The organism is Pedococcus sp. 5OH_020, assembly GCF_027812955.1.
GTDB lineage: Bacteria > Actinomycetota > Actinomycetes > Actinomycetales > Dermatophilaceae > Pedococcus.
Map to the genome: position 1 here is coordinate 55,012 of NZ_JAPYZV010000005.1, position 23,973 is coordinate 78,984.

Annotated in this window: 23 protein-coding genes and 1 tRNA gene; 11 read left to right on the forward strand and 13 right to left on the reverse strand. The window is 68.1% G+C overall.

Translation table 11 applies throughout. The annotated features are described in order from the left end of the window. Positions 1–16: 16 nt before the first annotated feature. Genes PHA84_RS10100 through PHA84_RS10110 form a run of 3 tightly spaced genes read left to right on the forward strand, consistent with a single transcriptional unit; the run spans position 17 to position 2,372 of the window. A complete protein-coding gene (locus PHA84_RS10100; protein ID WP_270887977.1) occupies positions 17–910 on the forward strand; it encodes a nitrilase-related carbon-nitrogen hydrolase in 894 nt (297 codons plus the stop codon). A 47-nt stretch (positions 911–957) separates the two neighbouring features. Further along, complete coding sequence (locus tag PHA84_RS10105; RefSeq protein ID WP_270887978.1) at positions 958–1,314, forward strand: hypothetical protein; 357 nt, start codon at positions 958–960, stop codon at positions 1,312–1,314. Next, entirely contained in the window at positions 1,311–2,372 is a 1,062-nt protein-coding gene (locus PHA84_RS10110; RefSeq protein WP_270887979.1) for a tartrate dehydrogenase, read from the forward strand. Before PHA84_RS10105 ends, PHA84_RS10110 begins: the two co-directional genes overlap by 4 nt. Positions 2,373–2,455: 83 nt before the next feature. Here the strand turns inward: PHA84_RS10110 and PHA84_RS10115 are convergent, their stop codons facing one another. Then, on the reverse strand, positions 2,456–2,761 hold the full coding sequence (locus tag PHA84_RS10115; protein ID WP_270887980.1) for a carboxymuconolactone decarboxylase family protein: 306 nt from the start codon (positions 2,759–2,761) through the stop codon (positions 2,456–2,458). A 258-nt stretch (positions 2,762–3,019) separates the two neighbouring features. On the opposite strand from PHA84_RS10115, the gene PHA84_RS10120 reads away from it, so the two are divergent. Next, on the forward strand, positions 3,020–4,666 hold the full coding sequence (locus PHA84_RS10120; protein ID WP_270887981.1) for a CocE/NonD family hydrolase: 1,647 nt from the start codon (positions 3,020–3,022) through the stop codon (positions 4,664–4,666). A 4-nt stretch (positions 4,667–4,670) separates the two neighbouring features. Here PHA84_RS10120 and PHA84_RS10125 read toward each other — a convergent pair whose 3' ends face one another. Continuing rightward, positions 4,671–5,570: a LysR family transcriptional regulator gene (locus tag PHA84_RS10125; protein WP_270887982.1), complete on the reverse strand. Its 900-nt coding sequence runs from the start codon at positions 5,568–5,570 to the stop codon at positions 4,671–4,673. A gap of 136 nt (positions 5,571–5,706) precedes the next feature. On the opposite strand from PHA84_RS10125, the gene gabT reads away from it, so the two are divergent. Together gabT and PHA84_RS10135 are read left to right on the forward strand one after the other, a co-directional pair. Next, complete coding sequence (gene gabT / locus PHA84_RS10130; RefSeq protein ID WP_270887983.1) at positions 5,707–7,050, forward strand: 4-aminobutyrate--2-oxoglutarate transaminase; 1,344 nt, start codon at positions 5,707–5,709, stop codon at positions 7,048–7,050. A gap of 19 nt (positions 7,051–7,069) precedes the next feature. Beyond that, complete coding sequence (locus PHA84_RS10135; RefSeq protein ID WP_442952868.1) at positions 7,070–8,542, forward strand: NAD-dependent succinate-semialdehyde dehydrogenase; 1,473 nt, start codon at positions 7,070–7,072, stop codon at positions 8,540–8,542. Positions 8,543–8,726: 184 nt separating this feature from the next. Here PHA84_RS10135 and PHA84_RS10140 read toward each other — a convergent pair whose 3' ends face one another. The 8 genes from PHA84_RS10140 to PHA84_RS10175 all read right to left on the reverse strand — a co-directional run bounded on the left by PHA84_RS10140 (position 8,727) and on the right by PHA84_RS10175 (position 16,959). After that, on the reverse strand, positions 8,727–9,974 hold the full coding sequence (locus tag PHA84_RS10140; RefSeq protein WP_270887985.1) for an MFS transporter: 1,248 nt from the start codon (positions 9,972–9,974) through the stop codon (positions 8,727–8,729). Between the two features lie 11 nt (positions 9,975–9,985). Continuing rightward, the gene (locus tag PHA84_RS10145) at positions 9,986–10,645 is read right to left on the reverse strand and encodes an HAD family hydrolase (protein WP_270887986.1); all 660 of its coding nucleotides are present in this window, start codon (positions 10,643–10,645) and stop codon (positions 9,986–9,988) included. A gap of 86 nt (positions 10,646–10,731) precedes the next feature. Continuing rightward, on the reverse strand, positions 10,732–11,631 hold the full coding sequence (locus tag PHA84_RS10150) for a carbohydrate ABC transporter permease (protein WP_270887987.1): 900 nt from the start codon (positions 11,629–11,631) through the stop codon (positions 10,732–10,734). Beyond that, on the reverse strand, positions 11,628–12,515 hold the full coding sequence (locus PHA84_RS10155; RefSeq protein ID WP_270887988.1) for a carbohydrate ABC transporter permease: 888 nt from the start codon (positions 12,513–12,515) through the stop codon (positions 11,628–11,630). Before PHA84_RS10155 ends, PHA84_RS10150 begins: the two co-directional genes overlap by 4 nt. A gap of 102 nt (positions 12,516–12,617) precedes the next feature. After that, positions 12,618–13,964, reverse strand: coding sequence for an ABC transporter substrate-binding protein (locus PHA84_RS10160; protein ID WP_270887989.1), 1,347 nt, complete (start codon positions 13,962–13,964; stop codon positions 12,618–12,620). Next, a complete protein-coding gene (locus PHA84_RS10165) occupies positions 13,961–14,857 on the reverse strand; it encodes a PfkB family carbohydrate kinase (RefSeq protein ID WP_270887990.1) in 897 nt (298 codons plus the stop codon). Before PHA84_RS10165 ends, PHA84_RS10160 begins: the two co-directional genes overlap by 4 nt. Positions 14,858–14,866: 9 nt before the next feature. Next, on the reverse strand, positions 14,867–15,880 hold the full coding sequence (locus tag PHA84_RS10170; RefSeq protein WP_270887991.1) for an SIS domain-containing protein: 1,014 nt from the start codon (positions 15,878–15,880) through the stop codon (positions 14,867–14,869). Positions 15,881–15,960: 80 nt separating this feature from the next. Continuing rightward, entirely contained in the window at positions 15,961–16,959 is a 999-nt protein-coding gene (locus PHA84_RS10175) for an SIS domain-containing protein (RefSeq protein ID WP_270887992.1), read from the reverse strand. 202 nt (positions 16,960–17,161) lie between these two features. On the opposite strand from PHA84_RS10175, the gene PHA84_RS10180 reads away from it, so the two are divergent. Further along, positions 17,162–18,277 carry a LacI family DNA-binding transcriptional regulator gene (locus PHA84_RS10180; protein WP_270887993.1) on the forward strand — a complete coding sequence of 372 codons (1,116 nt, stop codon included), beginning with the start codon at positions 17,162–17,164 and terminating at the stop codon, positions 18,275–18,277. A gap of 246 nt (positions 18,278–18,523) precedes the next feature. Further along, positions 18,524–19,588, forward strand: a complete 1,065-nt coding sequence (locus PHA84_RS10185) for an NAD(P)/FAD-dependent oxidoreductase (RefSeq protein ID WP_270887994.1) — start codon at positions 18,524–18,526, stop codon at positions 19,586–19,588. A 76-nt stretch (positions 19,589–19,664) separates the two neighbouring features. On the opposite strand, the gene PHA84_RS10190 is transcribed toward PHA84_RS10185, so the two are convergent. After that, positions 19,665–19,749, reverse strand: a tRNA-Leu gene (locus tag PHA84_RS10190). Positions 19,750–19,916: 167 nt separating this feature from the next. Here PHA84_RS10190 and PHA84_RS10195 point away from each other — a divergent pair. Together PHA84_RS10195 and PHA84_RS10200 are read left to right on the forward strand one after the other, a co-directional pair. Beyond that, positions 19,917–21,239, forward strand: a complete 1,323-nt coding sequence (locus PHA84_RS10195; protein WP_270887995.1) for a M20/M25/M40 family metallo-hydrolase — start codon at positions 19,917–19,919, stop codon at positions 21,237–21,239. 97 nt (positions 21,240–21,336) lie between these two features. Continuing rightward, entirely contained in the window at positions 21,337–22,356 is a 1,020-nt protein-coding gene (locus tag PHA84_RS10200) for a hypothetical protein (RefSeq protein ID WP_270887996.1), read from the forward strand. Positions 22,357–22,420: 64 nt separating this feature from the next. On the opposite strand, the gene PHA84_RS10205 is transcribed toward PHA84_RS10200, so the two are convergent. After that, positions 22,421–22,603, reverse strand: coding sequence for a DUF5703 family protein (locus PHA84_RS10205; RefSeq protein ID WP_270887997.1), 183 nt, complete (start codon positions 22,601–22,603; stop codon positions 22,421–22,423). Positions 22,604–22,642: 39 nt separating this feature from the next. On the opposite strand from PHA84_RS10205, the gene PHA84_RS10210 reads away from it, so the two are divergent. Continuing rightward, on the forward strand, positions 22,643–22,972 hold the full coding sequence (locus PHA84_RS10210) for a hypothetical protein (protein WP_270887998.1): 330 nt from the start codon (positions 22,643–22,645) through the stop codon (positions 22,970–22,972). Between the two features lie 8 nt (positions 22,973–22,980). Here the strand turns inward: PHA84_RS10210 and PHA84_RS10215 are convergent, their stop codons facing one another. Beyond that, positions 22,981–23,919, reverse strand: a complete 939-nt coding sequence (locus PHA84_RS10215) for an aldo/keto reductase (RefSeq protein ID WP_270887999.1) — start codon at positions 23,917–23,919, stop codon at positions 22,981–22,983. Between the last annotated feature and the right edge of the window lie 54 nt (positions 23,920–23,973).

Genomic DNA, 23,973 nt, shown 5'->3' on the forward strand with positions numbered 1-23,973 from the left:
GCCGAAAGGAAACAAGATGTCGTCGTTGACAGTCGCCTCGGTCCAGCTCGGGCTTCGACCCGAGAAGTCCGTGGCGGGGTTTCTCGCCCACCTGGAGTCGCTCGTTCAGGCCAGTGTCGAGCGAGGTGCAGAGCTGGTGCTCTTTCCGGAGCTGGCGAGTACCGGCCTCCTCGGCGCCATCGAGGACCACGAGGTGACGACGCGGACCATCACGTCGGACTACTGGCGGGTGCTGCCACAGCACATGGAGGCCATCACCACGAGGCTCTCGGAGCTGGCCGAACAGTATGGTGTGGTGCTTGTGGGCGGAAGCCACAACCGCGTTGCCTCCGACGGCACTCTCCGAAACACGGCGGTTGTCGCTCACCCTGACGGCCGAGTGGAAACCCAGGACAAGACGCACCTGACGCCTCAGGAGCATGACTTGGGTGCGCGCGGTGGAGACGACCTCCTGATCACCACGATCGGGCCGTTCACCGCCGGAGTGTTGATCTGCGCAGACATCCAGTACCCCGAGCTCGCGCGCTTCCTCGTCCGCAAGGGCGTCGACCTCCTCCTCTGCCCTTCACTGACGTGGAACCGTCGGGGCGTTCACCGGGTTCGCACGGGTTGTCAGGCGCGCGCCATAGAGAACCAGCTGTACGTCGTGATGTCACCGCTGGTGGGAAACAACGGCCTACCGACGGATGCGCCGATGTACGCGGTTGGGCGTGCACTAGTCGCTGGCCCGGTCGACAGGACCATCGGCGTCAACGACGGGCTTCTGGCGTTCGCCGAGAGCGACGAGGAACAGATCGTCCTCGTGACCCTGGACCATGATCTGTTGATGGCGTCGCGCGCCAGACCAGAGGCGCCGGGACTCGCCCTGCGTCGCCTCGACTTCTTCGCCGAGCTGGCGTCGCGCAGCTGAGTCGCCGACGCCGGTCGCAGCAACCCCCACCTAACCCGGAGCATCCCATGACCGCGCCTGTCTCCCTGCCCACCTACAACCAAGACAACGACAAGCCCTTCGGGCCGGCCTCGATCGAGCACGCCACTGCGGGCTGTGGGCTCGATGCGCTCGGGACCTACTTCATGGAGTTCCACGCCGACGGCCACAGCGAACCCTGGACCGTCCAGTACGAGGAGACCATCTACGTGATCGAGGGCCGTGCGCGCCTTCTGGTGCATGAGGAGGGCGGCGTTCGCAAGGTGGTCGCCAACGCCGGTGGCCTGATCGCGATCCCGAAGGGCACCACCGTGCAGTACGGCGCTCTGGTGGGCAGCCGGTTCCTCTTGTCGATCTCGCCAGTGAACTGGCGGGACCAGGCATGAGCACGACGTACACCATCGACGTCATCGCTGGAGATGGCATCGGGCAGGAGGTCATGCCGGCCGCGATCGAGTGCATCGACGCACTCGCCGGTGTGAACGACTTCGCGATCACGTGGAGAGAACGGGACTGGGGCTCCCAGCGCTACCTTGACGTGGGGGAGATGATGCCGAAGAACGGCATCGAGGAGCTGGCCGACGGCGACGGCATCTTCCTCGGTGCGGTAGGGATGCCCGGCATCCCCGACCACGTGACCCTCTGGGGTCTGCTGATCCCCATCCGGCGTGAGTTCATGCAGTACGTCAACCTTCGCCCCGTGCGCTGCCTCCCCGGCGTCCGGCCGCGAGTTCTGGGGGCAGGCGACCTGGATGCCGTCATCGTCCGCGAGAATGTCGAAGGGGAGTACTCGGAGATCGGTGGGCGTGCGTATCGTGGGCGCCCTGAGGAAGTGGCGATCCAGCAGGCGTTGTTCACCCGCGCCGGCATCGAGCGCGTCGCGGGCTTCGCAGCGCGGCTTGCGGAGCGTCGCTCGGGACGAGTCACGTCCGCGACCAAGTCCAACGGGATCATCCACTCGATGCCGTTCTGGGACGAGGTTGTGGACGGTGTTCTGGCCGAACACCCGGGCGTGACTCACGAACATGTGCTGATCGATGCACTCGCGGCGCGGGCGGTGCTCAAACCTGCATCCTTGGACGTTGTCGTGGCTTCGAACCTCTTCGGAGACATTCTCTCGGATCTTCTTGCGGCGGTGGCAGGGTCGATCGGCGTCGCGCCGTCTGCGAACCTGAACCCCGAGCGCGACTTTCCCTCCATGTTCGAGCCGGTCCATGGCTCGGCTCCGGATATCGCCGGACGCGGGATCGCCAATCCCGTCGGTCAGATGTGGGCTGGCGCCATGATGCTCGAGCACCTTGGGCAGGAGAAGGCTGCGGCGACCCTGGTGAGCGCCTTCGAGGGCGCATTGACCGCTGGCGTTCGCACGGCTGACCTCGGAGGCAGCGCCACCACCCGGGAGTTCACGGCCGAGGTCAAAGCCCGACTTGTCCACGGCCAGTAAAGAGGCGCCAGACGCTCCCTTCTGCCTGGGACCGATCCTGCCCCCGGGCGGCGGTTTGCGTCAGGGACCTGATTGGGGCCGGATCACCTCCTCGACCCACCGAAGGGCTGCCACGGCCGTCGGAAAGCCGCAGGTCGTGATCGCCTCCAGGGCCACGGCGCGCGCAGCTCCTCGACGGTGACCCCTTGGTCGAGCGCCTTCCGCACATTGGACCGTACGGCGCCCGGCGACTGCGCGCCTACCGCAAGGGCGAGCTTCACGAGTCGATCCGTCCGGTCGTCGAACGGAGTCTGTTCCCTGATGACGCGAGCCAGTGCACCTTGTGCCTTCGCCACGTCGGCGAAGCGCTCCTGGAACTCGACGTAGATCTCTGGCAGGTAGTCGTCCATGACTGCTCCCTCGGCAGTAGGAGGTGCGTAGGAGTATGACACCGGCAAGATGTTCGCGACGACAACCGACGTGCGCGACAAACCGATGGTCACGCTGAAGTGCGAGCCTGAGTACGGCGTGGCTCTGCGGCAGGTGACCGGCTGGGGACCGGAGTTGGCAACTTCACGACGCACGCCCGGAAGTCTGGAAACACCGGCAGTGCACGTCGATGGCCGCCGCCGTAGCGTGCCTTCTCACGACGCAGCGAGAGGCCACCGATGGGAAGCGTGACCATAGAGTACGACGTGCCGGTTCGCATGCGGGACGGCGTGACGCTGAGGGCGGACGTGTACCGGCCCCACGGGGACGGTCCGTGGCCGGTGATCGTCGCGCGGACTCCGTACAACAAGAACGACGTTCCTGAGCTGGAGTTCCTGGATCCGGTGCTGGCGGCTCGGCGCGGCTTCGTCGCGGTGGTGCAGGACGTGCGCGGACGTTTCGCCTCAGAGGGCGAGTTCGTGCCCTTCGTCCATGAGGCGACCGATGGAGCCGACACTGTCGAGTGGGCCGCCACCCTGCCGGGTTCGAGCGGGTCAGTGGGGATGTGGGGGCTGAGCTACCTGGGAAACGTGCAGTGGCAGGCCGCGGGCCAGCAGCCCGCTGCACTCAAAGCCATCGCACCCGAGCGGACCTTCCGAGAGGCCGACGCCGGTATCGCGTCTCGCAGCGGTGCGCACGAGCTCGGTCTGGCCCGCAGCTGGGCCATCATGATGGGTTTCGACCTTCTCCAGCGGCGGTATGCCGACGATCCGGATGAGCTGAAGAAGCGCGTGGCCAGCCTTGCTGCGGAGGCGGACGGCATCCCCGGACCGACCTACCGGGAGCTGCCGACCGGCACCGACCCGGTCATCGCACGCTATGACCTGCGCAGCTTGGCGGCTCCGGAGTCGGTTACGGCCGCTGAGGTTCCTGGTCATCAGGAGAACGTGACGGTGCCGAGCCTTCACCTGGCGGGCTGGTACGACCTGTTCCTCCAGCCGACGATAGACAACTACTCAGCGGCCGTGCAGAGGACCCCCGCGAAACTCGTCGTGGGCCCGTGGAACCACTTCGGTCAGACGTCCCTGCAAGGTGACATCAACTTCGGGCTCGCGGGCGACGGCTACGCCATCGACTACGAGACGTCCATCCTCGACCTCACCTTCGACTGGCTTCACTCGTGGCTGGTGGAAGGAAAGGCGCCGCAGGATGAGCCGCCGGTGAAGATCTACGTCATGGGTGCCAACGAATGGCGTTCGGAGCCCGAGTGGCCGCTGAGCCGAGCCGTCGACACGCGCTTCTTCCTGGCCGGCGACAGTGACCTCGCCTCCGAGGATGAGCTGCCGGCGTCAAACCTCAGGTTCACGTATGACCCGGAGAACCCGGTGCCGACGGTGGGGGGTGCCATGCCGCATCCGCAGCCGGGATCCTTGGACCAGCGCCTCGTCGAGGAGCGTGCGGACGTGCTGGTGTTCACGACTGACCCCCTGACGGAGGATATCGAGGTCACCGGCCGGGTCACCGCCACCTTGACGGCGGCAACCGACGGCCCGACGACTGACTGGGTGGTGCGGCTTTGTGACGTCCACCCCGATGGTGGCTCGTTCAACGTCGTGGACGGAATCAGCCGGGTGCAGACCATTCCCGGCGAAGCCACCACGGTGGAGGTCGACCTTTGGTCCACCAGCATGCTGTTCAAGAAGGGCCACCGCATCCGCGTCCAGGTCACCTCCAGCTGCTTTCCGCGCTGGGACCGTAACCCGAACACCGCAGACGGCCTGGTGAACGGCGAGCTGAGGCCTGCAGCCCAGACGGTCCACGTCGGGGGCCGAGCATCGTTCGTGACCCTTCCCATCGTGTTCCGTGGGAGCCACGACCAAGGGTAGAACGCTACTCGACCCCGGGAGGCCGGACCGCCTCTCCGTACCGCGTGATGCAGAAGGTGCTGAGCCGTCCTGCCAGCCCGGCGATGACCGCTGCGCCGTGGTGGCCCGTCGACCACGCGGCGTACAACCTGATGTGCACAGCACCGTGCGGCCCGTCGACGGCCACGGGGTGCAGCCCGAACCGGACGTCGTCGGACACCACGGCGACGCCGCGACCTGACGCGGCAACGGCCTGCGCTACCTCGGCCGTTCCGAACTCATGGAGGGTGCGGTAGCCGAGGCCTGCCGCGGCCACCGCCTGGTCGAGGGCCCGCCGGGGGTGGAACTCGCGGCTCTGGGTGAGCAGTGCCTCTCCGACGAGCTCGTTGACGTCGGCGCGGGCCCGGTCGGCCCAAGGATGCGTCGTCGGGACGTAGGCCCAGACAGGCAGGTCGGCGAGCGCGACGCCCGTGAGGGGTTCGGGTGGCGGGGTGGTGCCGATCGCGAGGTCGGCGCCCCGCCCGAGCGTGCCGTAGACCGACGCGGGCACTTCCTGCCAGACGGTCGGCATCGGGTCGTCGCGCTCGAGAGTCGCGAGGAAGGGTGCCACGACGTCGGTCAGCGTCGTCCCTGGAGCCGCGATCGTGAGGCGGAGCATCCGCCCGGCGGCGATGGCCGCTGCGGTCTCGACCGCCGCGTCCGCCTCCGCCACAACGCCGCGGGCCACGGGAAGGAACTCACGTCCCGCCGCACTGAGCCGCAGCCGCCCGTCCTCACGCACGAAGAGCTCAAGCCTCAGGTCGCGCTCCAGCTGCCGGAGCTGGCGCGAGAGGGAGGGCTGCGTCACGTGGACGTCGCGGGCCGCTGCGGTGACCGAGCCGGCATCGGCCACCGCGAGGAGGTACCGCAGGGTTCGCAGTTCCATCGATATGCCCCCAAGGCATGACATCGGTTCAACACAAGTATTGGACAGCATGACATGGCTGGATCAGGCTGGGTGCACTCGGCCAGGCCGCAGCCCGTCCGCCCGCAGCCCGTCCCGCCGGCCTCAGGAGAAACTCTTGACCACCACCGCAGTCGACCAGCGCCGTCGGCTTCTCACCCAGATCCCCGGCCCGCGCTCAAGGGCTCTGCAGGCCCGCAAGCTGGCCAGCGTCTCGGCCGGTGTCGGCACTGCGCTCCCGGTCTACATCGAACGTGCCGGCGGGGGCGTCCTTGTCGACGTCGACGGAAACCACCTCATCGACTTCGGGTCTGGGATCGCGGTCACGACCGTGGGCAACTCGGCCCCCCGCGTCGTGGAGGGGGTCCGACAGCAGGTCGCGGACTTCACCCACACCTGCTTCATGGTCACGCCGTACGAGGAGTACGTCGCAGTGTGCGAGAAGCTGGCTGAGCTGACCCCCGGCACGCATGAGAAGCGCTCCGCGCTTTTCAACTCAGGATCTGAGGCCGTCGAGAACGCCGTCAAGATCGCGCGCGCCTTCACCGGCCGGTCGGCTCTCGTCGCCTTCGACCACGCCTACCACGGCCGGACGAACCTCACGATGGCGCTGACCGCCAAGAACATGCCCTACAAGCAGGGCTTCGGACCGTTCGTGTCCGAGGTGTACCGGATGCCGATGGCCTACCCGTACCGCTGGCCGGGCGACCCGGAACGGGTGGCCCAGGAGGCGTTCGAGGCGCTCGCCGCCCAGGTCCACGCCCAGGTGGGCGAGCAGAACGTCGCCGCCGTCATCATCGAGCCCATCCAGGGCGAGGGTGGCTTCATCGTTCCCCCGCCCGGCTGGCTACCGCGCGTGGCTGACTGGTGCCGGCAGCACGGGATCCTCTTGGTCGCCGACGAGATCCAGACGGGGTTCTGCCGCACCGGCGAGTGGTTCGCCTGTGACCACGAGAGCGTCGTGCCGGACCTCATCACTACGGCGAAGGGGATCGCCGGTGGCCTCCCGCTCGCGGCCGTGACGGGACGGGCCGACGTCATGGACGCTGTCCACGCGGGCGGCCTCGGCGGGACGTACGGCGGCAACCCGGTTGCCTGCGCCGCCGCCCTCGGGGCGATCGAGACCATGGAGGTCGAGAACCTCCGCGGCCGGGCCCGTGAGATCGAGGCGCTGATGACACCCCGGCTGCGAACCCTGGCCGAGAAGTTCAGCGTCATCGGGGACGTTCGCGGACGCGGTGCGATGCTGGCCGTCGAGCTCGTGACGGCCGGGGGCGACCGGACGCCGGATGCAGCGCTTGCGGCCGCGGTCAACAAGCACTGCCACTCGGAGGGGCTGGTCACCCTGACGGCAGGGACGCACGGCAACGTGCTGCGCTTCCTGCCGCCTCTTGACATCTCCGACGACCTGCTCCACGAGGGACTGGACATCCTCGAGGGCGCCTTCCTGTCCAGCGTCTGAGTCGACTGACCGCAAGGACATGCGCATGACCATCACCGACGTGGAGCAGGAGCTCGTCGCGTCTGTGCCCACGGGGCTCTTCATCGCGGGCACGTGGCGCGAGGCCTCGGACGGCGCACGTATCGAGGTGGAGGACCCCTCCACCGGCTTGGTCTTCGCCTCGGTGGCAGACGCCACGGTTGCCGACGGTGACGCCGCGCTGGCGGCCGCTTCGGCCGCCCAGGACGAGTGGGCACACACCGCGCCGCGGGAACGTGCCGAGCTGCTCCGGCGAGCGTTCGAGCTGCTCACCTCGCGCGCGCAGGACTTCGCCACCCTCATGACGCTCGAGGTGGGAAAGCCGCTGGCCGAGTCCCGAGCCGAGGTCGGGTACGGCGCCGAGTTCCTGCGGTGGTTCTCGGAGGAGGCGGTCCGGATCAGCGGGTCCTGGACGACTGCGCCCGACGGCCAGGGCCGGCTGCTCACCATGAAGAAGCCCGTCGGGCCAACCCTCATGGTGACGCCGTGGAACTTCCCGCTCGCGATGGGTACGCGCAAGGTGGGGCCAGCGCTGGCCGCCGGCTGCTCGATGGTCGTCAAGCCCGCGAGCCAGACGCCCCTGACGATGCTCGCTTTCGCAGACCTCCTGCGTGAGGCCGGACTGCCGGCCGGCGTCCTCAACGTCATCACGACAACCCGCACGAGGGAGGGGATGGAGCCGCTCGTCCGCGACCCGCGTACCCGCAAGCTGACCTTCACCGGGTCGACCCCCGTCGGGCGGCGCTTGGTGGAGCAGTCGGCGAGCCAGCTGCTTCGCGTCTCTATGGAGCTCGGGGGGAATGCCCCCTTCATCGTTTTCGAGGACGCCGATCTCGACGCCGCCGTCGAGGGCGCCATGCTGGCGAAGATGCGCAACATGGGGGAAGCGTGCACGGCCGCGAACCGCTTCCTGGTGCACGAGTCCGTCGTCGGGACTTTCGTCGAGGCCCTGACCGCACGTATGGCCCAGCTCGTCGTAGGACGGGGCTCCGACGACGGTGTCACGGTCGGACCTCTCATCGACTCAACGGCACTCGCCAAGGTCGCCCAGCTGGTCGACGACGCGGTGGTACGCGGAGCACGGGTGGTCTGCGGAGGCAAGGTTGTCGGCGACTCGGGCTACTTCTACGCCCCCACCGTGGTGACCGACGTCCCGCCAGAGGCGGCCCTGCACGGCGAGGAGATCTTCGGCCCTGTGGCACCTGTGACCACCTTCCGCACGGAGGAGGAGGCGCTGGCAGCCGCCAACGCCACAGAGTACGGGCTCGCTGCGTACGTCTACACCCGCGACGTGTCCCGTGTCATCCGCGTGTGCGAGGCCCTCGAGGTCGGCATGGTCGGGGTGAACCAGGGCAGCGTCTCCAACGCCGCCGCTCCCTTCGGGGGTGTCAAGGCCTCAGGCTTCGGCCGCGAGGGAGGACCGGACGGTATCGAGGAGTACCTCGAGACCACGTACGTCGGACTGGCGACCTAGTACGCGCCTTCCGTCGGTGGCGTCTGCCCGTAGAGCAGGACAGCATGGCCGACGCCGTGCGGCTCGGGTACTACTTCAAGCGCCACGCCCTCCAAGGCGCTCGGGCGCTCTGAACACCTGGGCTGCGTCTCGGGACCCCTCCAGGTGACTGCGAGGACCCGGGGGATGTGTTCAGCGCTGCCTATCAAGAGTCACCTCCTGAAGCTGCTTGATGGCTGTGGTGAAGGGTCCAGCGGTCGCGGTGCAACGTGCAAAGGAGACTGCCGACGAGCACGGCCGCCGCCGCCGCGGCGAATGACCACTGAAGCCCGAGGCGGTCAATGAGAACCCCGGCCACGGCTGTGCCTGCGGCCGCACCGGTCGTTCCCGCTGTCGAGAGCCACGCCTGCGCCTCGCTGGCCTGGTTCTGCGATGTAAGCCGGTCTATGAGGTTCTGGGAGATGATCAGGCTCGGGGCGATGGACAGGCCAGCAACGAAGAGAAGACACATCAGCCACCAGAGCCTTGGACGGCTGAACGCGAAGATCAGCGGTAGCGGGGCAAGGCCGACCGCCATCACCCCGAGGAGGAACGGCAGTCGGTGGTGCTCTGAGCTGGATGGCCGTAGCCCACCGTAGACCAGGCCGCCCGTGACGCTTCCCCCGGCAATGGCGGTGAACAGCAACCCGATGCGGCTGGGGTCATGCAGGATCTCACGGGAAATGGCGGCCATGCTCGTGTCGATGTGGCCGAACCCCACACTGACCGCGGCTGTCACGGCGAGTACTCCGGGCACGCCGGCGGTCCGCCACACGAGGGGTCGCCGCGCGTCGCCGACGTTGGCGGGAAGAACGGTGCGGGGACGTTGGTGCCGCACAGCCTCTGCGAGGCTGTATGCCGTTCCTCCAGCCCCCAGCAGCGCTGCCGTGACGAGCAGGGGAACCATGGGCGGGGTGAGGATCAACAGCCCGGACAGCAGCAGCGGACCGCCGACGAAGATGCTTTCGACGGCAACGGCATCCAGGGCGAACGCAGCTCCGCTCAAGTCCGGGTCGTCCAGCGCCCTGGCCCATGTGGCCCGCATCCCGGGGCCGAGCGGCGGAAAGGTCGCGCCCGCCGCGGCGGCGGTGGTCATGAGCATCGCCGGCGGAGCGTTGGAGACGGCCGAGAGGGAGACGCCGACCAGCATGATGGCACTACTCACGGACGTGGCGAGGATGACGCGTGTCTGGCCGGTCCGGTCGATGCGCGCGGCCCACCACGGGCCACCCACTGCTGTGCCAACCGCAAAGGCGCCGGCCACCGCCCCGGCGTAGCCGTACGCCCCTTGGACCTCACTCACCAGCAGCACGATTCCTAACGGCGCCATGGAGATCGGAAGCCTGGCCAGGACCGAGGCGGCGAAGGGCCGTCCCGCGTGACCGCGCCGGAGGATCTGGAGATAGCGGCGCATGCCGTGGTGGGTCACTCGTGGCTCGCCCGCAGACCGCGCAGCTCATCCCTCACCTGCGTCATCGTCGTGCACACGCTGACTCCTGGACCGGCCAGACGCTGGGGAGGTGTCAAGGCGGCATAACCGATGCAGGCCATGGCCGCCGCCCTGGCCGCGGCGACGCCGCGGGGGCTGTCCTCCACCACCACGCACCTGCCCGGTGCTACGCCCATGGTGCGAGCGGCGTGCAGATACAGATCCGGTTCCGGCTTGCCGAAAGCCACGTCCTGCGCGCTGAAGATCCGTCCGTTGAATCGGTCGTGGAGTCCGGTCGCACCTAGGGTGCGCCGCATCTTGTCGTGACTGCCGTTGGAGGCCACACACGTGGGTATGCCGCGCCGCGCCAGCTCCTCGAGCAGCGGGACGATCCCCTCGACCGGCGTGAGCTCCGCGGCGTAGGCGGCATCGTAGAGGTGCTGGAACTCGTCATCCCAGCCGCGGGGGAGTCGCCGGCCGAGCTGCCGCTCCACCTCGGCGTGGAAGTACTCCTCCGTGCATCCCAGGAAGCGCTGGACCACCTCCTCGGCACTGATCTGCCACCCCATGCCGGTGAGGACAGCCGCTCCCACCCGGGCCGCGATCGGCTCAGAGTCGACCAGGACGCCGTCGCAGTCGAAGATGACCAGGTCCATGGGCTATACCGGCCCTTCGCTCTCGAGAGTGTGAGAAGCCGCCGCGACTAACGAGCAAAGAGCGGCTTCCGCTGGCGTCCTACTTGCTACTTGCCCATGCCCTCGGTCAGCCCGCGCAGGAACTGGCGCTGGCCGATGAGAAAGAGCACCAGCATGGGCAGCGCAGCCATCGTCAGTCCGGCGAACTGGACGGGCCAGTTGGTCAGCAGGCGGCTCTGCATGTCCATCAGTCCGACCGGCAGGGTCTTGAGGTTGCTGTCGCTGAGGAAGACCAGGGCGAAGACGAACTCGTTCCAGGCGAACAGTGCTTGGAGCAGGGCCGCGGAGACAAGTATGGGCCGGCACATGGGCAGGATGATCTGCCAGAAGATCTGACTGCGCGAGGCGCCGTCGAGGATGGCTGCCTCATCGACATCAGGCGGCAGGTCGATCATGTAGGCGCGGATCAGGAAGGTCGTGAAGGGAATCCGAAACGCCGTGTAGAGCACGAGCAGAGCCCAAAGCGTGTTGTAGATGTGCAGCTGCTGCAACAACCCGAACAGCGGAATGAGGGCGACGGTGGGGGCCAGCATGAGACCACCGAGCAGGAGCAGCACGACCGGCCCGCCGAACGGGATGTTGAGCCGAACCAGGCCGTATGCCGCCCAGGCGCTGAACAGCGTCGTCGTCAGGATGGAGCCCGCCGTGACGATCACGCTGTTGGTGAAGTAGCGGACGACCCCGGCGTTACCGGCTTCGACGAAGTTGTGCCATCTGAGCTGGCCGGGAAGGCCGAAGGGGTGGCCGAAGACTTCGCCGTTGTCCTTGAAACTGCTGAAGACCATCCAGAGCAGGGGGTAGATGACGAGCACCGCCAGGATGGCCAGCGCCAGCCAGATGAGCCACTTGCCGATCGCCTGCCGCAGGCCGGGACCGCGGTTCGCCGGTATGGCGTTGCCTCGGCGCTGTCGTGCCTTGGGGATGGTGGCCGTGGGATCGGTTGTCACCATTGGACTCTCCGTCGACGGGTGATGAGTATCTGGGCGGCAGAGATGCTGAAGGTGATCACGAAGATCACGGTGCCGATGGCGGACGCGTAGCCCATGTCGTCGGTGAGGAACGCGTTGTGGTACAGCCACGTGTTGAGGACCTGGCTGCTGTTCGACGGGCCCCCGGCTGTCATGACCATGATCTCGTTGAAGACCAGGAACGCCCCTGACATCGTCAGGATCACCACGAGGGTGGTCATCTCCCTGAGCAGCGGGATGGTGACCGACAGGAAGGTGCGGACGTGTCCAGCGCCATCGACTTTGGCGGCCTCGTACAGCTCTCGTGGGATCCGCTGGATCGCGACGACGAACAGCACGGCGGTGTATCCGATGGACTGCCATTGGCTCATCCCGATGACACCGAAGATGGCGGTCTGGGGGTTGCCGAGCCAGTCCTGGGCGAGTGATCCCAGCCCCACCGCGCCAAGTGCTCGATTGAGCAGACCGATCTGCGGGTTGTACACGAAGGAGAAGAGGATGCCGGCGACGGTGATGGAGATCGTCGCCGGGATGAAGTAGATGGTCCGCAGGATGCCCCGCAGACGTTGGTGGACGACCTCCTCCAGCACCGCCGCCAGGACGAGCGCAAGGCCCACCTGGAATATCAGCGAAATCACCGCGTAGAGGACGTTGTTCCACAGTGAGTGCCAGAACACCGGGTCGGTCGCGGCGGTGGTGTAGTTGTCGAGGCCCACGAATGCGGGGCTCGTCGAGAAGGCGCTCCACGAGAAGAAGCTGAGCCTGATGTTGTCGACGATCGGGTAGTACACAAAGACGACAAGCAGAACCACGGCCGGTAGAACCCACACCCAGGTGCGCCAGCGCTCAATCTGTCTGTTCATGTGAAGGTCCTAACCTCCTGCTCGGGCGGGTTGGTGCGGGGCCCTGCCCGTGCCCGTCGGACGACGCGAGTGGTCCGACGGGCGCGGGCGGACGATGGCTGGTCAGCTCTGCTTCTTGACCTTTGCCGCGGCCTTCTGGACCGCTTGGATCACCTGCTGCGGGGTCTGTGACCCGTTGGCGATGCCCTCCGCCCCCGCCAGGAAGGCGTTGGCGACATCAGCGTTGGTGACGGTGTCGAGCCAGATGGCGTACGCGCTGGCGCTGGCCATGTCCTCGAGCGCCTTGCGCTGCTGCGGCACGGAGTTCGCCTCCGTGGCCGAGCCCTGCACGGGGCTGGGGTAGCCGATCTGCTTGGTCATCTTCTGCGCGTTCTGCAGGTTGGTCATGAACTTGAGGAAGTCGACCGCCAGTGCGGCGTTCTTGCTCCCCTGGTTCACCATGAACCCGTCGGGCGCACCGGTCAGCGCGTTCTTGTCCCCAGGCGCGTCTGATGCGGCCGGGAGCCGGAAGAAGTCCCAGTTGTTGGCGACCTCCTTCGTCGCGCCGCCCTTGGTGGTGATGGCCGGGAACTCCAGCAGCTCCAGGTAGTGCATCGCCGCCTTGCCGTTCAGGAAGGTGGCCTGGGCGGCCTCGTGCGAAAGCCCGTTCGCGGAGGGGTTGCTGCACTCCTTCACAATGCTCTGGAACTGCTCCAGCGCCTTGACGTATCCGGGGTCGGTGAACTCACCGGTGGAGGGGTTGTAGTCCTTGGCCAGCGTGGCGGCAGGTACGTCGAACGTGTTCAACTGCGTCAGGTAGTGAATCGCGGGCCAGCCGAACTGGTTGCCGAACGCGATCGGGGTGTAACCCGCAGCCTTGAGCTTGCCGCAGTCGGACAGGAGATCCGCCAGACTGGTCGGCGGCCCGCTGAGCCCGGCCTTCTGGAACGCGACCTTGTTGTACACCATGTACTTCGCGTCCAGGTCGATGGGCACCCCGTAGTTCTTCCCCTGGTACTCGAAGGCCTTCAGTGCCGCCGGTGAGAAGGTCTTGCCCCACGACGAGGAGGGACCGACGACGCTGGTCAGGTCGGTCGCCAGGCCACCACGGATGAACTTGTTGGCGAAGTCGCCGGCCCAGGAGAAGTAGATGTCGGGCAGGCTCTTGGACGCGGAGAGCACCCGGATCTTGTCCTTGTACGGCTGGTCGCCAACCTGCTGGAGGTTCACCTTCACGCCGGGGTTGGCGCTCTCGTATGCCTTGGCTACGTCCACGAAGAAGGGGGCGTACTTCGGGTCGGCGAACTTGGTGATGATGCTCAGCGTGCCGCTCTTGGTGGCGGGGCTTGCCAGGTCCTGGGACTTCCCCGTCTTGGCGGTGCCGCTGGTGCCCGGGGCACCACACGCGGCGATGAGCACGGCGGCTGCGGTGGCAGCGAGCAGGGCGCTCTTATGGATGGTGCGCTTCATTGCGGGTCCGATCTGCGGGGAGGGGTAAGGACGGGGTGGTGCTGTGGGTTGATGGCGGTGGGATAGCCGAATGCGCCGAAGCTGGCGCAGTTGGCCGTGGCGTACGACGTTGCAGCGCTGAGCACCGCCCCGATGTCCTGGGCCTGGGCCAAACCCACCAGGAGCCGGGCGATGAAGGCGTCTCCTGCGCCAAGGGTGTCCACGATCTCACCGGCTGGAGCCGGCCGGTACGTGAGCGTTTCCTGCAGAATCAGCGCACCGGCTGCTCCGAGGGTGACGACCGCGGTGGGGGGTCCCAGGGCGCGTAGCCGCTCCGCCTGTCGCGTGGCGTGTGCCAGGTCGCCGCTCGGAGCGGACCAGATCGCCACCGAGGCCGAGGGTGCGTACTGCTGCACGTAGTCCCACGGCCGCTCCGAGAAGTCGAAGGACAAGCAGTGCGAGGAGCGCGCCAGCTGGCTGAGCTGCTCTTCGATATTCGAGCACTCACCGGTATGCACGATGTCGTACGTAGACGCCGCCTGCAGGTCGTCAGCACTCAGCTCGAAGACCGAGACGCCCACATCTCCGTCGGCGAACACCCGGTTTCCGTCGACAACATGGACGACGGCAGCAGCGTTCGGGCCGTCTACGATGCGGGTCAGGGCCGTGCTGACCCCTTCCGATCGCAGAGCCCCGAGCACCACCTCGCCTGCACGGTCGGTGCCCACGGCGCCGAGATAGGCGGCCTGCGCCCCGAGCCGCTGTGCATGCACGGCGACATTGACGGCGTTGCCGCCCGGGTACATGACCCCCTGCTGGGGGTACACGTCGACGACGTTGTCGCCGACGGCGAGCAGCCGAGGCACGGCGCCCTGCCGGCCGCCGGGCGGGTCTGATGTTCGGTGGGAGGTCATCGCAGGCCCTCAGTACGCAACGCGCTTATAGTACCGCCGGGTGGTCAGCGGGTGGCCCCGCTTGACCTCCAGGTGCGCGCTGACCCGCTCGAGGACCGTGGCCAGCAGCACGGGGGAAAGCAGCGACCGAACCTCGCCCGTCACGCCCGGCAGCTCCAGCTCCGCAGTGTCGAGCACGAGCATGGAGTCCGTCACCGAGGGAACGAACTTCTCGACCCGCTGCATGAGCGACCGAGTGCCGTCCTCACCCTTCAGAAGGATGACGCTGACCCCCTCCTCCACCAGCTCCAGCGTGCCGTGGAAGAAGTCGGAGGCGTGCACCGGCCGAGTCCGGATCCACTGCATCTCCTCGAGGATGCACATGCCGTAGTACCAGGCTTCGGGCCAAGTGTTGCCTGAACCGGTGATGATGTGGAAGTCGGAGCCCGCGATATGGTCCGCCACACGGCCTGCCCGGGGCTCGAAGGCGCGCTTGACCTCCAGCAGCAGTTCGGGCAACCGGGTCAGCTGCTCCACGGTCTCGGCGTAAGAGGTGGTTTCCCCCCGATGGCTCAGCACGGAGAGCGCCACGAGCAGGGACTGCAGGTAGAACGACTCGCACGAGGTGTCGTCCTCAGCAAAGTTGACGAAGCTGTCGTCGGCGCGCTGGGCAAGCGGCGTGTCGGCGTGCCCCGTGAGCGTCAGGACCTTCGCTCCGCGCTCCTGGCAGTACGCCAAGGCCTCGACGCTCTCCTTCGTGGTCCCCGACAGGGAGGGGATGACGACGATCGACTGCGGCCCCAGGTGTACCGACCCCAGCTCGACCAGCTCCGCGGGTAGGCGCAGGTGCACAGGGAAGGTGGAGCGGTCCTGCAGCAGCTGCACCGCGGGCAACATGAGGATACCCGCCCCGCCGGAGCCGAGGAAGAACAGGTTCGACGCGCCTGCCTCCAGGCGCTCACCGATGGTGCGGTGGATGGCTTCGGCTTGGGCGACCGCGCCGGCCTGGATGCCCAGGAAGCGGTCTTCGTCGAAGTTCAGCAAGGGGGTGCCTTTCTAGGTTTTGGCCAGCAGCGGCTGTAGCGCCGGGGCTCGGGTGCGAGCCCCGGCGCTGTCAGCACCGCTCAGTAGTCGACCTTGAACATGTAGTGCCGCTGCTCGAGGTCGTGGCCCCGGACGGACTCGTAGTGCTGAGCCAGGCGGTTCGCCAGGGCACCGATGACGATCCCGGTGAAGTCACCCCTCAGCTCAGCCGGGACTCCGGGCAGCTCGAGGTCCTTGACGTCCACGTACTGAGCCTTCTTGCAGTAGGTGTCGAGGAACTTCTTGCCACGCTCTGCCATGGGGCGAGTGGCGTCCTCGCCCAGCCACAGCAGCACGGCGGTGTCGTCGTTGACCATCTCGAAGGCGCCCTGGAAGAACTCGCCGGTGTTGAACGCGGCTGCGTGCTTCCACTGCATCTCCTGCAGGAAGCACATGGCGAAGCCGTACGCCCACCCATACCCCGGACCCGAGCCCAGCACGTAGGTGATGGGCTCGTCCTTGAACGCCTCCGCGATGTCGGCCAGCGTCCCTTCGGACTGCTGCACCGCATTCAGCACAGCCTCCGGAAGGGCCTGGAGAGCGGCTGAGATCGAGCCGGCATCAACGTCCGCTCCAGTGGCCTCCAGCAGGCTGAAGGCAACCAGCAGCTCGAAGATGTCGCTCTTGCCGGCGAAGGCCTTGTCCACTGCGTCCGCCAGCGGGCTGCCGGCCTTCGCCGAGGCGATCACCGTCGCGCCAGACGCCTTGGCCGTCTTGGCCGCCTGCACGGTCTCCTTCGTGGTGCCCGTGTAGGAGGCGAGGACCACCAGAGAGCCGGGACCCATGAGCGCCGGAGTGCTGCTGTTGAGCTCGTCGCTCTGCAGCTGGAAGGCGGGGAAGGACGCCTTCTGCTGCAAGAGGTAGTGGGCGGGCCAGCTACAGATGATCGAGCCGCCAGCGCCCACGAAGTACACGTTGCGCAGGCCGGCCTCGACGAGGGGCGCGACCGTCTCAGCGATGGCTGCGCGCTCATCGATGGCGGCTCGGTACTTGTCGACGGTGTCCGCGTCGATGGGCTTCAGGGGAAGGGTGTCAGGCATTGTCACTCCGTACACATCGGGATGTCGATAACGTTCTCATTACCGCGTGTGGTAACGTTCTCAGAAGTTGCAGGCACATGTCAAGACCGTTCCGCTAGGACTGCGCTGCCGCTTTCCCAGCCCCGCTCATCTGGCTCAACGGCGGCAAGCCTGCGGGCATGTTGCACACTGCTCGTGACGGCAGCCGCCGCAGGGAGGAACCATGCGTAGAAGCGCCCGCGAGGGGGTGGCGACGATTCCCGACGTGGCCAGGCATGCGGGAGTCTCCACCGCTACGGCGGCGCGGGCCCTCGGAGGTTACGGCTCCGTAAGCCCCAAGACGCACCAGCGGGTCCTCGTCGCCGCAGCAACCCTGGGATACCGGCCCAACGGCTTGGCCCGCAGCATGATCACCGGAACGACGCACACCCTCGGCGTGGTCCTGGCAGACATTGAGAACCCCTTCTTCTACCGAGCGCTGCGGGGAATCACCGACACGGCGCGGTCGCGGGGATACGGCGTCGTACTCACGAACACCGACGAGGACGCAAGCCTGGAGCGGGAAGCGCTCACCACCCTCCTCGAGCGGCGCGTTGACGGCCTCATCGTCTGCCCTGCCGAGGGCGGTGACCGCCGACACCTGAGCGACACCGTCGACTCCGGGCTCCCGATGGTGCTGTTGGACAGACATGTCCCGGGACTGGGCGTAGACATGGTCGGGCTGGACAACCGCCGGGCGGCTGCCGACGCCACCCGATGCCTCATCCAGCACGGTCACACTCGGATCGCCATCGTCACCGGTGGCCGCGAACCCGTGCTGCCCACGCCGACACAGCGGAACGTGCCAGGCATCCAGGGCAGCTCCGTCACCACCCCGGCGCGAGCGGCCGGATACCGCGACGCGATGGTCGAAGCAGGCCTGGAACTGCGGCCGGAGTACCTCAGCGCGAGCGGCTTCCACCGAGACGACGCCGCAGCCGCCACCGAGGTGCTCATGAACCTGAGCGAACCACCCACTGCGGTGCTCGCCTTCGACAGCATCCTGACCCTTGGTGTGCTGCTAGCCCTGCGCCGACTGGGAAGACGCTGCCCCGATGACGTCTCTGTACTGGGCTTCGACGACGCCGAGTGGGCCGAAGTCGTATCTCCGCCACTCTCCGTGGTGCGCCAGCCGGTGTACGAGATCGGGTCGAAAGCCTGCACACTGCTTCTCGACCGCATAGAGGGCGGAGGACGGCGCCCGAGCCAACACCGACTCAAGGGGCAGCTCATCGAGAGGGACTCGACGGCCGCCCCCGGTACCGCGGTGCACGAAGACGCCGCGCTTCTTGCCACGTAGACCGCAAACACGCCTCGCTGGCTTCACGACCCTAAGGCGGCCATCAGCCAAACGAAACCCCGCGGCCGCCAGCCGGTCGGCGGGGAGCCACGCGTGTAGGACCGATCTCAAGGTTGCCGGTCTTAAGAAGATTCAACTAGTCGGGCAAACCGCGTTGCCTGTCCAGCGAAGCCGGCTTCATGCTGGTCTGGAGACACTTGGCACTTGCCCTTGACCGGCGTGTGGCTTTGGGAGGGGAGCGGTCCTGTGAGCGACGTGCTCGTCGTGGGCGCTGGGATCATCGGCGCGTCCATCGCCTACCACGCCGCCCGGGCCGGGGCGTCGGTGAGGGTGGTGGACAAGTCGCTGCCGGGGTCGGGCGTCACCGCGGACTCCTTCGCCTGGATCGGCGCGGCAGGTGATGCCCCGCCCAGCACCGAAGGCATCTACCGGACGGTGCTGGAGGACTACCGTCGTCTGGAGACCCAGCTGCCCAGGGTTCGGGTGCGGTGGACCGGTTCGGTCACCTGGTCCGAGGCGGTGCCGACGGACAGCGGAGATCTGGGGCCCGGACAACGCCTGGTTGACACCGCAGAGATTGCTCGGTTGGAGCCGAACCTGCGCACTCCTCCGCGGTGGGCGGTCTTCACTGCCAGCGATGGAGCCGTCGATCCGGTGGAGGTCACCGAGGCTCTTGTGGAGGCCGCGAGGGGTCACGGGGCGCAGGTGGCCCTCGGGGTCGCCGTCCGCGGCTTGCGGGTGCAGGAAGGGCGAGTCGTCGGAGTCGACACCTCGACAGGGTTCGTTGCGGCCGGCACCGTCGTGCTGGCCGCCGGAGTCGATACCCCGGGTCTGTGCGCGCCCCTGGGGCTCGTGCTGCCGGTCGGGCCTTCGCCGGCGCTGCTGCTGCGCTACGCCGGTCCTCCAGGCATCATCCGCACCCTTCTGGCCAGCCCGGGCCTGGAGGCGCGCCAGACCGGGGACCGAGAGCTCTTGGTGGCACGGCCGTACCGCGGCGAGACCAGTCGGGCGGACCTCGCGCGGACCGCTCGAGAGACCTCGGAGCGGCTCAGGGCGATGTTCGAGCACGGCGAAGAGCTGCAGCCGGCCGGCATCCGCCTCGGGATGCGCCCCATGCCGAGCGACGAGGTACCCGTCATCGGGCCGACTGCCGTTGCCGGCGTCTACGTCGCCGTGATGCACGCCGGCGTGACCCTGGCGCCGACCGTTGGCCGCTTGGTCGCCGGCGAACTGACAGACCGCGCAGACGCCGACGAGCTGAGGCGGTGTCGGCCCGGCCGCCTCCTGCGAAACTCGACCGTCGTCACGTGACCGAGTCTGGCAGGGCAGCGAGGACGCAACTGCCAATGCTCAGGGCCACCGCGGAATCAACGTGTGTCCCTGGACGTGTCCGGAGGGGGACTTGAACCCCCACGCCCGATAAAGGGCACTAGCACCTCAAGCTAGCGCGTCTGCCATTCCGCCACCCGGACAGGTGCTCACAGTCGCCTTGGGGAGCGCCTGCTGCGACCCGGAACGATAGCACGCAGGCCACCCCATCTCCGAACCGGCTCCGGCCGCACGGTGCCGGACCACGGCGCGCCGCAACGGACCGAGCGGAACCGACATCGGACCGTGGAGTCGTCCTAGTCTGGAGGCCATGAACCAGGTCACCGGCCCAGTGGACGAGGTCGTCCGCATCTGCCAGGAGCTCATCCGGATCGACAGCACCAACTACGGAGACGGCAGCGGCCCGGGGGAGCGGGAGGCTGCCGAGTATGTCGTGCGCATGCTGCGCGAGGTCGGCCTGGAGCCGACCATCGTCGAGAGCGACCCCGGACGGGCCAGTGTCGTCGTGCGGGTCGAGGGGGCCGACCGGAACCGTCCAGCACTGTGCATCCACGGACACCTCGACGTGGTACCCGCGAACGCCGCCGACTGGCAGGTCGAGCCGCTCGGCGGTGAGCTGAAGGACGGCTGCATCTGGGGACGCGGCGCCGTCGACATGAAGGACATGGACGCGATGATCCTGGCGAACATCCGCGACCTTGCTCGACGCGGCGCCAAGCCGCCGCGTGACATCGTCTTCGCCTTCTTCGCCGACGAGGAGGCTGGGGGAGTCAAGGGCTCGCACTATGTCGTCGACCACCACCCGGAGCTCTTCGCCGGGGTGGACGAGGCCGTCAGCGAGGTCGGTGGCTACAGCGTAACGGTCCCCACGCCAGGAGGTGCGGACACCCGCGCCTACCTCGTCCAGACCGCGGAGAAGGGGATCCTGTGGCTGCGGCTCACCGCACATGGTCGCGCCGGACACGGGTCGGTGCCCAACCCCGAGAACGCACTGGTGCGCCTCGCCGAGGCGATCACACGCATCAACGAGCACAAGTGGCCGCGCGAGTATGTCGCAGCGGTGCGCGAGCTGCTCGACGGCCTGAGCGCGCTGACCGGCACCAGGTACTCCGACGAGGACCTCGACGAGCTCCTCGACCATCTCGGCGGGGCCCAGGGGTTCGTCCGCGGAACCCTGCAGGACACCGCGAACTTCACCATGGCCGACGCCGGGTACAAGCACAACGTCATCCCGCAGACCGCCTGTGCGTCGCTGGACTGCCGCTTCCTCCCCGGCCATGACGACGAGCTCCTTGCGACGATCCGCGAGCTGGCCGGCGAGCACGTCCACGTGGACATCGTCCATCGCGACATCGCTCTCGACACTCCGTTCGAAGGCCCGCTCGTCGACGCCATGAAGGCCGCCCTGCTCGCGGAGGACCCAGGCGCGCAGGTGCTCCCGTACTGCCTCTCGGGTGGGACCGACAACAAGGCGCTGAGCACCCTGGGCATCACGGGCTATGGTTTCGCCCCGCTCCAGCTCCCCGCCGACCTCGACTTCGCGCCCATGTTCCACGGCATCGACGAGCGCGTGCCGGTCGACGCCCTGGAGTTCGGAGCCCGCGTGCTCCAGCGGTTCATCGCGACCTGCTGAGACCGCCAAGAATTCCTGGCCCCACACCCGTACCCAACGCGCCGCCGCCCTCGTTGACACGTCAGTAACCGCTGACCTGAAGACCGAGGGATCGTCGATGAGGACTCACCCGCACCATCCGCTGCCGTCGCGACTGGGGGCCGCCACCCTGCTCGCCGGAGTCGGCCTCGTCGCCGGACTCGGCGTCGCAGCCAGTGCGCAGGCGACCCCCGCGCCGCTGCCGTCGCCGATCTCGCAGCCGGTCGACCAGGTGCGCCAGGCCCTGACGGCTGGAAGCGGCGGCGCGTCGGTCCCAGGTCTGGCCGAAGGCGGTGGGAAGCTCCTGACCGGGGCGACGACCTCGGGTACGGCACCGAGCCTGCCCCCCGGCGCCGGCTCCGGCACGACAGCTTCGGAGAGCCCTGGTTCTGACGCCACTGGGTCGGGCACCGGCTCACTGACCGGAGCAAAGACAGCCGGCGGCGCGGCGCCGTCCAAAGACGGTACGACGGGCGGCAGGGCTACGCCCTCACGTGGGACCGCGAACCGGTCGTCCAGTCCGGCAGGTGTCCAGGCGCAGACCCCTGCCGCCTCTGTCTGCCTGATCCCCACGGGCGCCGGCTCACCGGCCTTCGAGGTGGCCCTCTCAGCACTGGGGCACGACCTCTCGTCGCCCGTGGTGCAGCAGTTCCCGCAGCTCTTCGCGCCCTGCCCGAAGAGCACGGTGCCGGCCAACCCGGACGACGTGGTCGCGGTCGACGCGGTCGTGCCGGACCTTCTCGGAGCCTGCGTGCGGGTCACCCGCCAGGTAGCGCCGCTCAAGACAACCCTCGTCGTGCTGGACCACGACCTCATCGCCGAGCTGACGAAGGCCGGCGTGCCCTTGGACAAGCTCGTCGTGCCGTGTCCCAGAGGCGCCTTCGCCGGCCGGCAGCTCCCGGCCGGTGCCCACGGCGCCGGCCCCGTTGCGGCGCTGGGGCCGGCAGGAGCCCCCGGGGCCGCAGCTCGGGCGGGGCTGCCCACCGGCCTCGCGTTCACCGGCACCGCCCCGACCCCGCTTGTCCTGATGGGGGCGACCCTGCTGGCGCTGGGCACGGTGCTGACCCGCAAGGCGCGCCTGCTGACCGGGCGCGCCTGACCGATAGCCGGCCGCCGGGATGCCTGCACGCAGGGTGTGAGGCATCCCGGCAGCTGCCCTCCGCTCAGGCGCGAGGGGCGCGGATGATCCTGCGTCGCAACCAGGTCCGCTGGACGCCACCCAGATACACGCGCGTACGGTGCAGCTCCCAGTGCCCGTACTCGGCATGGTCAGTCAGGGTCCGGCGGATGTCGGACTTGGAATCGTCTCGCGTGAAGCTCAGCACGCGGTACTCGTACTCAACCATCACGCGCCATTTTCCCCCAGAACCCGCTACGGTCGGCACATGACCGCAGACCCGCGTGGCGCGCTGGCCAACCTCTTCACCGCATTCGAGAGACACCTCGAGGCATCGGCCTCCAAGCGAGGCGAGGAGGACCCCACCGTCATCGCGGCCTACGACGACCTGGCCGACGCGTTCGCGACGTACGACGAAGCGCTCCTGCAGGCGTACGGGGAGATGACCCCGCTCGACATCTACGACGGCGAGGACGAAGACGAGGACGAGGACGAGGAGCTGGACGACCACTCGGACGAGGACGGGGACGCCGGCGTCTACTCGGGTCTGGACGACGAGGAGTACGACGACGACGTGGACGACGACGACCGGCCCTGAGGGGTCGGTCAGGCAGACACCTCGTCGAGGGCGGCGACGAGCTCCTGCGGCAGCTCCAGGGTCTCGCTCGCCAGCGAGGTACGCAGCTGCGCTGTCGTGCGCGCCCCCACCACCGGGCTCACCACTCCGGGACGGTCTCGGACCCAGGCGAGAGCCACCTCCGCCGGGCTGACCCCCAGGCCCTTGGCGGCGATGGCCAGCCCTTCGACGATCCCGGCCGTGCGCTCGTCGAGGTATCGCGCCGTGAAGCGCGGGAAGTCGCGTGACGCGGCCCGGGAGTCGGCAGGCACGCCGTGCCGGTACTTCCCGGTCAGCACGCCCCGACCCAGCGGCGACCAGGCCATCAGCCCGAACCCGAGCGACTGCGCTGCCGGGACGAGGTCCGGCTCGGCCGACCGGTTCACCAGGGAGTACTCGATCTCGTTGGCCACCAACGGGATCCGGGCCTGCTCGAGCAGCGAGAGGGCCCGGGCCGTCTGCCAGCCGCTGAAGTTCGACACGCCCACGTACCGGGCCCGTCCGGTGCTCACCGCCCACTCCAGAGCCGACAGCGTCTCGGTGAGCGGGGCCTCGTCCGACCAGGTGTGGACGAGCCACAGGTCGACGTGGTCCGTCCGCAGGCGCTCCAGCGAGGTGTCCAGCTGGCTCAGCAGGCTGTGCCGCGAGGTGTCGACGACGCGATGGCCGGAGCGCCGGGAGATGCCCGACTTGGTGCACAGGACGACGTCCTCGCGGGCGACCGAGTCCTCCAGCAGGCGGCCGATGGTCTCCTCGGAGGTGCCGTCCGCGTAGCCGTGTGCGGTGTCGACCAGGGTGCCGCCCGCGTCGAGGAAGGTCCGCAGCTGGTCGCGCGCCTCCTGCTCGTCGGTGGTGCGTCCCCAGGTCATCGTGCCGAGGGCCAGGCGCGACACCGACAGGCCGGAGCTTCCCATTCGTCTGTGACGCATGGCTCCGTACCGTAGTCCGACGGCGGCCTGCCTACCGCACGACCGCGCCGCTAC

Bases quoted from the DNA above. Each gene is read 5' to 3' on its own strand.
- PHA84_RS10165 (WP_270887990.1), bottom strand. From the start codon at position 14,857: ATGACCTCCCACCGAACATCAGACCCGCCCGGCGGCCGGCAGGGCGCC.
- PHA84_RS10140 (WP_270887985.1), bottom strand. From the start codon at position 9,974: ATGCGCCGCTATCTCCAGATCCTCCGGCGCGGTCACGCGGGACGGCCC.
- PHA84_RS10115 (WP_270887980.1), bottom strand. From the start codon at position 2,761: ATGGACGACTACCTGCCAGAGATCTACGTCGAGTTCCAGGAGCGCTTC.
- PHA84_RS10160 (WP_270887989.1), bottom strand. From the start codon at position 13,964: ATGAAGCGCACCATCCATAAGAGCGCCCTGCTCGCTGCCACCGCAGCC.
- PHA84_RS10105 (WP_270887978.1), top strand. From the start codon at position 958: ATGACCGCGCCTGTCTCCCTGCCCACCTACAACCAAGACAACGACAAG.
- PHA84_RS10125 (WP_270887982.1), bottom strand. From the start codon at position 5,570: ATGGAACTGCGAACCCTGCGGTACCTCCTCGCGGTGGCCGATGCCGGC.
- PHA84_RS10210 (WP_270887998.1), top strand. From the start codon at position 22,643: ATGACCGCAGACCCGCGTGGCGCGCTGGCCAACCTCTTCACCGCATTC.
- PHA84_RS10135 (WP_442952868.1), top strand. From the start codon at position 7,070: ATGCGCATGACCATCACCGACGTGGAGCAGGAGCTCGTCGCGTCTGTG.
- PHA84_RS10215 (WP_270887999.1), bottom strand. From the start codon at position 23,919: ATGCGTCACAGACGAATGGGAAGCTCCGGCCTGTCGGTGTCGCGCCTG.
- PHA84_RS10145 (WP_270887986.1), bottom strand. From the start codon at position 10,645: ATGGACCTGGTCATCTTCGACTGCGACGGCGTCCTGGTCGACTCTGAG.
- PHA84_RS10205 (WP_270887997.1), bottom strand. From the start codon at position 22,603: ATGGTTGAGTACGAGTACCGCGTGCTGAGCTTCACGCGAGACGATTCC.
- PHA84_RS10120 (WP_270887981.1), top strand. From the start codon at position 3,020: ATGGGAAGCGTGACCATAGAGTACGACGTGCCGGTTCGCATGCGGGAC.
- PHA84_RS10155 (WP_270887988.1), bottom strand. From the start codon at position 12,515: ATGAACAGACAGATTGAGCGCTGGCGCACCTGGGTGTGGGTTCTACCG.
- PHA84_RS10175 (WP_270887992.1), bottom strand. From the start codon at position 16,959: ATGCCTGACACCCTTCCCCTGAAGCCCATCGACGCGGACACCGTCGAC.
- PHA84_RS10100 (WP_270887977.1), top strand. From the start codon at position 17: ATGTCGTCGTTGACAGTCGCCTCGGTCCAGCTCGGGCTTCGACCCGAG.
- PHA84_RS10180 (WP_270887993.1), top strand. From the start codon at position 17,162: ATGCGTAGAAGCGCCCGCGAGGGGGTGGCGACGATTCCCGACGTGGCC.
- PHA84_RS10200 (WP_270887996.1), top strand. From the start codon at position 21,337: ATGAGGACTCACCCGCACCATCCGCTGCCGTCGCGACTGGGGGCCGCC.
- PHA84_RS10195 (WP_270887995.1), top strand. From the start codon at position 19,917: ATGAACCAGGTCACCGGCCCAGTGGACGAGGTCGTCCGCATCTGCCAG.
- PHA84_RS10110 (WP_270887979.1), top strand. From the start codon at position 1,311: ATGAGCACGACGTACACCATCGACGTCATCGCTGGAGATGGCATCGGG.